Raw genomic sequence first — 10,587 nt, forward strand, 5'->3', positions numbered from 1 at the left:
AGGTCTACCGTCACTCCCGTGCTCATCAAGGACCTCGCCGCACGCGCCGGCGTGAGCGTGAAGGCGGTGCGCTACTACGAGTCGCGCGGCCTGATCACGCCGGAGCGGGCGGCCAACGGCTACCGGGAGTACGACGACGCCGACGTGCTCGTCGTACGCGAGATCCGCGCCCTGCTCTCCCTCGGCCTCACCGCCGACGAGACGGTGCCGTTCGTCGAGTGCCTGCGTGCGGGCAACGAGCGGGCCGACGTGTGCCCGTCGTCGCTGGACGCGTACCGGCTGCGGATCGCCGAGATCGACCAGCGGATCGAGGAGCTGAGCAGGTTGCGCGGCGAGCTGTCCGGGCTGCTGCGCGACGCCGAGAACTACCCGACCAACCCCCAGGACCAGGAGAAGCGATGACCCTGCAGGAGATCACCGACGCCGACTTCGAGACCGAGGTGCTCGCCTCCGACCAGCCCGTGCTGGTGGAGTTCTGGGCGCAGTGGTGCGGCCCGTGCCACCAGGTCGCGCCGGCGCTGGCACGGATCGCCGACGAGCGGGCCGGGGCGCTGCGCGTGGTGAAGCTCAACAGCGACGAGAACCCGGTGACCTCGGCGAGGTACCGCGTGATGGGGCTGCCGACGATGATCGTGTTCCGCGGCGGCGTACCGGTCCACGAGCTGCGGGGCGCCCGCCCGAAGGCCGCCCTCGACCGGGAGATCGACCACGCCCTCGCCGGCTGACCGGAATAGCCGGGCGCCCGGCGCCCTTGGGGAAGTCATGACACTTCACGGTGAGTACGAGCCCAGCAGCCAGCAGTGGGTCCGCGACCAGGTCGCGGAGTACGAGGCCTCGGGCGGCACGAAGGCCAACACCCTGCGCGGCTCGAAGGACCCGATCGTGGTGATCACCTCGGTCGGCGCGAAGTCCGGCAAGCTGCGCAAGAACCCGGTGATGCGGGTGGAGAAGGACGGCGTGTACGCCGCCATCGCGTCGAAGGGCGGAGCCCCGGAGAACCCGAGCTGGTACGCCAACTTCGTCGCGAACCCGCTCGTGGACCTGCAGGACGGGCCCCAGCCGAAGCCGTACACGGTGCGCCTCGCCGAGGGCGAGGAGCGCGCCCGGTGGTGGGAGCACGCCGTCGCGACCTGGCCGACCTACGCGTCGTACCAGGAGAAGACGGACCGCGAGATCCCCGTGTTCCTGCTGGAGCCGGTCGCCGCCTGAGCCTGGACGACGAAACTGGCGCTTGGACGACGATGCTTCCTCGTCCAAGCACGAGTTTCACCGGCCGGCCGGTGAAACTGGCACCGTCAGCTGTTCGCGATCGTGACGGTCAGGCCGCACAGGTGGCCCAGCCGCATGATCTCCGAGTCGGCGAAGTCCGGGCCGCCGCGACGGCCGACGACGACGATCTCGTTGCCGTCGAGCCGCGCGGCCGCGAACAGGGTGACCTCGCCCTCGGGGGACTCGAGCCGGGTCGGCGACTCGATCTCGATGAACTCGAACTCGTCCGGCGCGGCGCTCGTGCCGTGGACGACACCCTTCGCCCGGTGCACGCGCGCGGCCCAGTCGACGCGGAAGGTCGCGGGCAGCAGGTCGATCAGCTTGTCGAAGGCCTGGTCGGGTGCAGCGGTCAGCTCCTCGACCGCCTCGAGGTCGAGCATCAGGTTGCCACCGGCCGGGTAGCGGCTGACGAAGAGCACCTCGACGCCGTCGAGCGCGTTGCACGCCGACACCACCGAGTCGGGCATCATGCCCTGCTCCAGCTCGAGCAGGACGTCGTCGACGGCCGTGCCGTCGTCGATGCGGTGCTCGACGATCTCGATCGCCTCGATGTCGCCACCCGCCATACCGATCGCCGTCGCGACGCGACCCAGCGAACCGGGGACGTCGGGCAGCAGCACGCGGAGCAGGAATGGCATGGTCTCGACACTAACCCGCCCAGGTTTCGGTCGGGTTGCAGGCCCACCGGTTGGGCCCGAGGTCAAGGTCAGGGAGCGAGCCGGTGCCGCAGGCCGGTCGCGCGCTGCGCGGTCGTCGTCACCGCAGCGCGTACGGCGGCCTCGGACCCCACCACGAGCAGGCTCTCCCGCGCCCGGGTGACCGCGGTGTAGAACAGCTCGCGGCTGAGCAGGCGCGAGCCCTCCTCCGGCAGCAGTACGGCGATCCGCGTGGCCTGGCTGCCCTGGCTCTTGTGGATCGTCATCGCGTGCATGGTCTCGATCGCGTCGAGGCGGGCCGGGGCGAACGGGCGGGGCGCGCCGGCGCCGGCGATCCACGCGCGGGGCCTGCCGGACGGGTCGGTCACGACGACACCGGTCTCGCCGTTGTAGACGTCGAGGGCGTAGTCGTTGCTGGTCACGAGGAGCGGGCGTCCGGCGTACCAGGCCGAGCCGAGGGGTGCTCCGAGCTCGGTGGCGAGCCACTGCTCGACGTGCCGGTTCCAGACCCGGACGCCGTAGGGGCCGTCGCGGTGGGCGCAGAGCAGGCGGAAGCCCTCGATCTCGGCGAGGGCGGGCTCGGGCCCCGCGTCGACCGCGGCGGTCCGCACGCGCAGCGCTGCAGCGGTGCACTCGGCCTGCAGTGCCTCGACGGGGTCGTCGGTGTTGCGCCACTCGACCTCGCCGGTGCCGGCGCGCAGGACCTCGATCACCCGGTCGGCGGCGTCGGGCGAGTCGTCGCGCAGGGCGGCGGCGAGGTCCTTGATCTCCTCGGTGGAGCGGTGGTTCTCGGTGAGGGCGACGACGGGCGAGTCGGGGTGCTCGGAGAAGCCGGCGACCAGGTCGGAGAGCACGGCCCCCGCGCCGACGGACGTGAGCTGGCGCGGGTCGCCGACGAGGACCAGCCGGCTGTCGGGGCGCACCGCCTCGAGCAGCCGGGCCATCATGGTCAGGTCGACCATCGACGCCTCGTCGACGACGACGAGGTCGTACTTGAGCCGGTTGCCGCGGTCGCTGCGGAACCGCGTCGTGTTGTCGGGGCGCCAGCCCAGCAGCCGGTGGAGGGTCATCGCCTCGGGCGGTGTGAGCTGGTGGTCGGCGTCGCCCAGCGCCCCCAGGGCACCGAGCTCGGCGGAGACCGCCTCCTGCAGCCGGGTCGCGGCCTTGCCGGTCGGCGCTGCCAGCGCGATCGACATCCGCCGCTCGTTGGCCACCGCGAACTGGTCGGCCAGCGCGAGCACCAGGCGCGCGACGGTGGTGGTCTTGCCGGTGCCGGGGCCGCCGGTGAGCACGGTGGTGCGGTGGCGGGCGGCGTGCTCGACCGCGGCCGCCTGCTCGGCGCTGAGGTGCTCGCCGCTCACCCGCTGCAGGGTGGCCGCGAGGACGGCCTCGTCGAGGGGCGGTGGACCGAGCTCGATGCGGGCGGTCAGGTCGTCGGCGACCTGGCGCTCGAGCCGGTGGTAGCGGTCGAGGTAGACCAGGTCGTGCTCGACGTGCAGCACCTCGGCGGACACGAGCACGGAGGACTCGACCGCCGCGACCCACTCGGCGCGGTCCGGCCAGAGCAGGCCGGTGCCGTCGAGGTCGGGCAGCGCGTCGAGGTCGAGGCCGACCGATCCCCCACGCACCGAGCGGACGGCGAGCGCGGCCGCGAGCAGCACCCGCTCGTCGTCCTCACCCGCGAGCGCAGCGACCCGCTCGGCCACCCGCACGTCGGCCGCGTCCACGACCCCGGCGGTGTTGAACGAGCCCAGCAACCCGTCGACCCGGCGGGCCAGGCGCGGGTCGTGGGGCGAGGTCGGCTCGAAGATCTCGGTCACGGCTTCGCCCCGTCCAGGAGGTCCGACAGCGCGACGACCAGCTCGACCGGCGGCTGCCAGGTGAAGATGCCGCACGGGTTGCCGTCGACCCGGGGCGTCTGCGGACCGCACATGCCGCGCAGGTAGAGGTACGCGACCCCGCCGAGGTGACGCACGGGGTCGTAGCCGGGCTGGCGCCAGCGCAGGAAGCGGTGCAGCACGACGGCGTACAGCAGGGCCTGGAGCGGGTAGTCGGAGTGCCCCATGGCGTCGTCGAGCGCGCTCGGCCGGTAGGCGCCCGCGGTGAGCGGCTCGTCGGTCGGCCCGAGCCAGTTGGTCTTGTAGTCGACGACGACGTAGCGGGGGTCGCCGTCGGCCGACGGCAGCCGGAGCACCACGTCGATCGAACCGGTCAGGTAGCCGCGGAGCACCTGGCCTCCGAGCAGCGGGTTGTCGAGCGCGTCGGCGTAGGCACGGACCGGGTCGCCCTCCGGCAGGTGCTTGCGCAGCAGGGACGCGATGTCGCCCAGCAGCACCTCGTCAGCCGACCGCGCCTGGTGGACCGGGTGGTCACCGCCGGAGAGCGGCAGCTCGAAGTCGAGCTCGCACAGGCGGTCGGTCGTGCCGACCCGGCGCAGCGTCGTGTCGTCCATCAGCGGCCCGAGCGGCGTGTCCAGCACCGCTACGAGGGCATCGGCGAGCTCCTCGGGATCGAGCGCCACCGGCCACCACGTCAGCTGCTCCGCGATGTGGCCGAGCAGCTCGGCACGCAGGTCGGGCACCGCGGGGTCGGCGTGCTCGAGGACCGCGTGGACCAGCGAGCCGAAGGTCGCACCGAGCGGCAGACCCGCCATCGGGGAGGGCAGGGCGAGCGCCGGGTCGGGTGCGGCGGTCTCGACCAGCGGCGGCAGGTCCTCGTCGTCCTTCGGCTCGATCTCGGGCTCGCTGCCGACGCCCGGGGCCGGGGCGCCGAGGTCGACGTGGCTCAGCGCGGAGTACGACGTACGCCGCCACCCGGTGTCGACGGACCGGGTGAACCCACGGGCGCCCAGTTCGGCCGGCGGCTCCTGCGGCAGCGGCGGGAGCTCGGTCGCGGGCTCGGCGACCTCGGGCACGAAGGCGCCCCGGTCGCGCCAGGTCGCGAAGAGCCGGGTCGCGGCGTCCTCGTCGGGCACCGGCGGGTCGACGGGGACCACGCTGCTCAGGCCCTTGCCGTCCGGCGCCGGACCGCGGAGCAGCAGGCGGTGCAGCGGGGACGCCTTGGCGTTGCTGGTCGGCGCCCACCAGGCGACGACCTGGCTCTGGGCGCGGGTGAGGGCGACGTAGAGCAGCCGCAGCCACTCGCCGTTCTCCTCGTCCTTCCAGCGCCGGACGTGGTCGGCCCAGTCGGGGCCGGCATTGACGACGTCGAGGCAGCGGCGGCCGTCGGCGTCGTGGAAGAGCGGCTTGTCGGCCGTCTGCGCGACCCAGCGGTCGGCGAGCGAGGGCAGGTAGACGACGGGGTACTGCAGGCCCTTGCTCGCGTGGATCGTCACGAGCTGCACGGCATCGGCGTCGGAGTCGAGGCGGCGGGTCCGCTCCGCGCCGCGACCGTCGCGAGCCTCGAGCACCTGCTGGCGCAGCCACGCCAGCAGCGCGACGGCGCCCATCTGCTCGCGCAGCGCGGCCTCGTGCAGCACCTCGCCGATGTGGCGCAGGTCGGTCAGGGTGCGCTCGCCACCGACCTGGCCGAGGAGCCGCTCGGGCATGCCACCGGACGTCGCGGCCTCGACGACTGCGGCGACGCCGCGCCGGCCGAGCGCCTCGGACCAGGACCGGAGCCGGTCGCCGAGGTCGTCGCTGAGGTCGTCACCGCCGGCATCGAGGGTCGCGGCGTCGTACCCGAGGAAGGAGGTGAGCGCCGCTGCCCGCACCCGGGGGGTGCGGTGGGGCTGCTCGAGGGCCTCGAGCAGGGAGAGCCACTCGACCGCGGCCGGCGTCGCGAACACGCTGCCGCCGCCGGCGATGACGGCGGCGACGCCGACCTCCTGCAGGGCGGCGCGGACCGCGGCCAGGTCGGCGTGGCGGTAGCAGATGACCGCGATGTCGTCGGGTCGCAGGTCGCGTCCTTCGAACTGCGCCCCGCTGGTGATCAGCGCCCGGATGTCGTGGGCGAGGTCGCGGGCGATGTGGGGGCGGACCTGGTGGACGGTGAGGTTGGTGCCGCCGCGCTTGCCGAACGTCTCGCGGCGCACCACCCGCACCCGGAACGGCGCGGGCCTCGGCGCCCCGACCAGCCGGGACTCCTGGTGGTGGGCCTGCACGTCGTGGACGACGATCCGCGGGTCGCCGAGCTCGGCACCGCCGAGCAGCCGCCCGAACCCGGCGACCAGGTCGGCGTCGCTGCGCCGGTTGACCGCGAGCGTCTGGCGGGTGGTGGCGGTCTCCGCCGCGGTGAGGTACGTCGTCACGTCGCCCCCGCGGAAGGCGTAGATCGCCTGCTTCGGGTCGCCGATCAGCACCATCGTGGCGTGGCCGCTGAACGCCCGGTCGAACACCTTCCACTGCACCGGGTCGGTGTCTTGGAACTCGTCGACCAGCACGATCCGCCACCGCGCCCGCATCCGCGCCCGGGCCGGCGAGTCGTCCTTCTCGAGCGCGTGGGCGAGCTGGGCGAGCAGGTCGTCGTAGGACAGCACGCCGAGGCGGCGCTTGCGCCGGTCGATCTCCTGGCGCACGGCCGCGGCGAACGCCACCCGCCGCCCGGCCGGGTCGTCCCGGGGCAGGTCGGCCGGCTCCAGGTCGGCCTGCGGGTCGCCCACGACCCGCCGCGCGATCGCGAGCGCCTCGGTGTGGGTGAACGCCGGTGCGGTGCCGGCGGGCAGCTGCGCGAACGCCCGCAGGTAGAGGTCGTCGACGACCTCGACCAGCATGTCGTCGAGGTTCTCGACGAGCCGGGCCCGGGCGTCGGTGTCGCCCGGGACACCGAGCGAGTCGAGCACCAGCGAGCAGAACTGGTGGATGGTGGCGATCGTGGCCGCGTCGAAGTCGGCCAGCGCCTGGCTGACCCGGCGGTGCCGCACCGCCCGCTCCTCGGGCGGGCAGTCGAGCAGCTGCTCGATCACCTCGGTGGGCGGCGTGGCCAGGGTCCCGGCCAGCGCGGACTCGGCCTCGACCAGCTGGCGGCGTACCTGCTCGCGCAGCTCCTGGCTCGCCGCCCGGCCGAAGGTCACGACGAGCAGCTGCTCGAGCGGCACGCCCTCCTCGGCGACGTAGCGGGTCACCAGCGCGCCGATGGTCCAGGTCTTGCCGGTCCCGGCGCTGGCCTCGAGCAGGGTGGTGCCGGTCGGCAGCGGGCCGCGGATGTCGAAGGGAGTCATGCTCTCCGAGGGGGAATCCGCTGGGAGACCGGGGCCCCCGCGGCGTTGTTCGGGGGAGCGAAGCGGAGGAGAAGAACGTCGTGGGGTGGTCATAGGGGGCCCACCTTCTCGGCGCCGGCGAGCAGCGGCTCCCACAGCGTCCACGCGTACGACGGCAGCCCGGCCTCGATCAGCACCGACACGGGCGCGTCGTGGCCCCAGATCCGGCGGTGCACGGCGTCGTCGTCCTCGCCGGTGATGCCGTAGGAGTTGAACGGGTCGGTGACCCACGAACGCGCGGCGACCTCGACGGGGTCGATGTCCATCCCGCGCAGCTCCTTGGCCCGCGCCTCGGCCCATGCGTGCGCGGTCTTGAGCGGGATCGGGAGCGGCCGCACGGCACCCTCGTCGTAGAGGTCGACGACCGCACGCAGCCACTCCGACGCGCGGTGGTCGAGCGGCCCGGCCAGCGCCCGCTGCGGACCGCCCCTGGCGCGGGCGATCGCGTGGCTGCTCCAGTTCTCGTCGGGGTGGCTGGCGCTCAGCGCGAGCACCCGCAGCCAGGACGCGATCCGCTGCTTGGGCCCGGGCCGGGAGTAGGTGACGTCGACCAGCTGGTTGCCGTGGACCCGCGGCACCGTGCCGGTGAGCCGGCGGCCGTCCCCGAGGTCGACGTCGACGTCGACGCTGCGGGCGGGGGTGGCACGCAGCGGCGCGCTCTGCTGGAGCAGGGCCTGGCAGTCGCGGACGACGTCGCTGAGGGCGCCGTACCCGAGTCCGAAGGGGGGCAGGGACCCGCGCAGCTGCTCGGCGAGCATCACCGCCTCACCGGTCGTGGCCGGGTCGTCGGAGGACAGGACCGCGCGCAGCAGCCGGTCGCCGATCGCCCACCTCTCCAGGTTGTCGAGGTCGACCGGGATCGCGTCGGCGACCTCACCGGGCTCGAACGGGGTGGCCACGTCGAGGCGCCCGCGCAGGAAGCTGCGCGCCGGGCGGTGCACGAAGTCGATGAGGTCGGCGAGCGACACGTCCTGCGCAGGCCGAGCCGGCACCGGTCCGGACAGGAAGGCCGGGACCGGCGTCCGCTCGCGCACCGACGCCCGCGCGCCGGCCAGCGACGCGCGGTCGAAGCTGAACGGACCCGTCCCGACCAGCTCGCCGGGCACGTGGTTGCGCGGGTCGAACCCCTGCAACGGATGGCGTACGACGACCCGGTCGCGCACGGGCGTTGCCGACGTGCGGTCGAGGGCGTCGAGCAGCTCACCGAGCGGCACCGCCGGGGGCCGCTCCTGACCGGTGTGCTCGGCGGCACCGGTGTAGGTGATCACCAGCCGCTCGCCGGCCGCGAGGATGGCGTCGAGCAGCAGCTGGCGGTCCTCGCCGCGCAGGTCGCGCTCGCCGACGCGCGGGCGCCGGCCGAGGACGTCGTCGCCGTTGACCCCGCTGCTGCGCGGGAAGACGCCGTCGTCGAGGCCGACCAGGCACACCACCCGGTGCGGCACCGAGCGCATCGGCACCATCGTGCAGACGGTCAGGGTGCCGGTGCGGAAGTTGGACCGCGTCGGGCGACCGGCGAGCCGCGCTTGCAGCAGGGCGCGGACGTCGGCCAGTCGCAGCGGGACGCCCGTGCTGTCCTCGTCGCTCTCGTCGGCGCTGCCCGCACCGACACAGGCCCGGGCGAGCTCGCGCTCGAACTGCGGGAGCTGCCACGCCTCGTCATCATCGACCTCGCACAGGTCGCGCACGCCCTCGGTGAGCGCGGCGAACCACTGGTCAGCAGCGCTCGCCCTGTCCAGCGCGCCGAGGCAGTCGCCGAGCCGGGTGACCGCCTCGCTGAGCCGGCCGACCAGCTCGATCTCGCCGCTGGCGATGTCGTCGACCGGCAGGCCGCGGCCGACGTGGCGGTAGTCGTCGTCGCTCATCGCGACACCCAGCAGCAGCCGGTCGAGCCCGGCTCGCCAGGTGTTGTGCTCGAACCCGTCCATCGCGTACGCCGCCCGCTGGGTCGCGTCGATGCCCCACCGCACGCCGGCCTCCGCGACCCACCGGGTCATCCGCGCGAGGTCGTCGTCGGTGAACCCGAACCGGCGCCGGCACACCGGTCGCGCCAGCAGGTCGAGCACCTGGGACGCGGTCGCCCGTCCGCCGGCGAGGTCGACGAGCACGACCGCGACGGCGAGCAGCGGGTTGGTGCTGCTGGTGGCGCGGTCGGCCAGCCGAACCCGCAGCTGGTGGGCCGGGTGCAGCTCGGAGCCGGCCGCGGCGGATCCCTCGCCGATCAGCTCGCCCATGCCGAAGCCGGCGGAGATCAGCGGCGCGTAGGTCTCTACGTCGGGGCACATCACGACGATGTCGCGCGGCTCCAGGGTCGGGTCGTCCTCGAGCAGGCCGACGAGCAGCTCGCGGAGCACCTCGACCTGGCGCGCCGGGCCGTGGCAGGCGTGCACCTGCAGGGACCGGTCGTCGGGGCGTAGCACCCGGGCTGCCCGCTCCTCCACGGACAGCACGCGGTTGGCCCGCAGGTCGGCCTGCAGCCACCCCAGCAGGTCGTCCGGAGCCCCGGGATCCGGTGCGGCACCGGCATCCGCGGCCTGCCCCGCACGCACCCGCGCCCCCAGCACGGTGGCCAGCTCGCGGGAGTCGCGACCGAGTGACGCCAGCAGCGGGTGGTGGGCCAGCTGTGCCGACGCGGACTCGTCGCGCGGCCCGACCTCGATCCCCGCCGCGGCGACGGCGGACCACAGCGCGGCGGACGGCTGGGCCAGCCAGAGGTGGACGTCGCGGTGCGCCGCCAGCGCGACGAGCAGGTCGATCTCGGTCTCGGGCAGGCGGGTGTGGCCGAACAGCGACAGCCGGTCGGGCAGGTCGAGCCCGGCGACCTCACCGGACCGCAACGCGGCGCAGACCCGGTCGTGCCGCACGTCCGGCGCCTCGGCGTGCCCCGCCGCAGCCATCCGCGCGAGCAGCCGCCGCCACAGCTCGGCCTCCCACGCCAGGTCCGGCGCGAGCGGCTCCCCCGCCCCGTCGGTGTCGCGGCCCTCGCGCCAGTCGCGGACCAGCGCCGGCCGCTGGACGGCGTACGACGCGAACAGCTCCGCGAGGCGTCGCGCGACCGACCACCGGCGGCTGCGGCGCAGCTCGCCCTCCTCACCGTCGAGGCCGTGCCCCAGGTGGGTCGCCAGGGTCGCGCACCACGCCTCGCCCAGCGACTCGTCGATGGTCCCGAGCAGCGGCCACACCAGGCGATCGGGGTGCCACGGGTCGTCGCGATCACGGCCGAGCAGCAGCCCGACCAGCGACGCGGGCTGCAGGAAGCGGACGCCCGCGCAGACCCCGTCGCCCCCGGACGGTCCGGCACCGAGCCGGTGCGAGAGCCGCTGGGTGAGCCAGCGCTCGACGCCTCGCGCCGGCACCACGACCACCTCGCTGGCGAACGGGTCGGCCAGCGGGGTCGCCAGCAGCTCGCCGAGCTCGTCGGCGAGCAGGTCGGTCCGCGCGGCGCGGTGCAGGTGGAGGGTCATCGCG

General features: G+C 74.3%; 7 protein-coding genes. 3 read left to right on the top strand and 4 right to left on the bottom strand.

The annotated features are described in order from the left end of the window. Nucleotides 1-18: 18 nt before the first annotated feature. The 3 genes from BJ958_RS17880 to BJ958_RS17890 are packed head-to-tail and all read left to right on the top strand — an operon-like array spanning nt 19 to nt 1,209. Nucleotides 19-402: a MerR family transcriptional regulator gene (locus BJ958_RS17880; RefSeq protein WP_179728250.1), complete on the top strand. Its 384-nt coding sequence runs from the start codon at nt 19-21 to the stop codon at nt 400-402. After that, nucleotides 399-725, top strand: a complete 327-nt coding sequence (trxA, locus tag BJ958_RS17885) for a thioredoxin (RefSeq protein WP_273518875.1) — start codon at nt 399-401, stop codon at nt 723-725. Before BJ958_RS17880 ends, trxA begins: the two co-directional genes overlap by 4 nt. A gap of 37 nt (nt 726-762) precedes the next feature. Continuing rightward, a complete protein-coding gene (locus tag BJ958_RS17890; RefSeq protein WP_179728251.1) occupies nt 763-1,209 on the top strand; it encodes a nitroreductase family deazaflavin-dependent oxidoreductase in 447 nt (148 codons plus the stop codon). 86 nt (nt 1,210-1,295) lie between these two features. On the opposite strand, the gene BJ958_RS17895 is transcribed toward BJ958_RS17890, so the two are convergent. The 4 genes from BJ958_RS17895 to recC form a co-directional block, all read right to left on the bottom strand. Next, complete coding sequence (locus BJ958_RS17895; protein ID WP_179728252.1) at nt 1,296-1,907, bottom strand: ACT domain-containing protein; 612 nt, start codon at nt 1,905-1,907, stop codon at nt 1,296-1,298. 68 nt (nt 1,908-1,975) lie between these two features. Then, the gene (recD, locus tag BJ958_RS17900) at nt 1,976-3,745 is read right to left on the bottom strand and encodes an exodeoxyribonuclease V subunit alpha (protein WP_179728253.1); all 1,770 of its coding nucleotides are present in this window, start codon (nt 3,743-3,745) and stop codon (nt 1,976-1,978) included. Further along, nucleotides 3,742-7,083, bottom strand: coding sequence for a UvrD-helicase domain-containing protein (locus tag BJ958_RS17905; protein WP_179728254.1), 3,342 nt, complete (start codon nt 7,081-7,083; stop codon nt 3,742-3,744). Before BJ958_RS17905 ends, recD begins: the two co-directional genes overlap by 4 nt. A gap of 89 nt (nt 7,084-7,172) precedes the next feature. Next, nucleotides 7,173-10,583, bottom strand: a complete 3,411-nt coding sequence (gene recC, locus BJ958_RS17910) for an exodeoxyribonuclease V subunit gamma (RefSeq protein ID WP_179728255.1) — start codon at nt 10,581-10,583, stop codon at nt 7,173-7,175. Nucleotides 10,584-10,587 lie beyond the last annotated feature (4 nt).

This window comes from Nocardioides kongjuensis, from assembly GCF_013409625.1.
In the GTDB taxonomy this organism is placed as follows: domain Bacteria; phylum Actinomycetota; class Actinomycetes; order Propionibacteriales; family Nocardioidaceae; genus Nocardioides; species Nocardioides kongjuensis.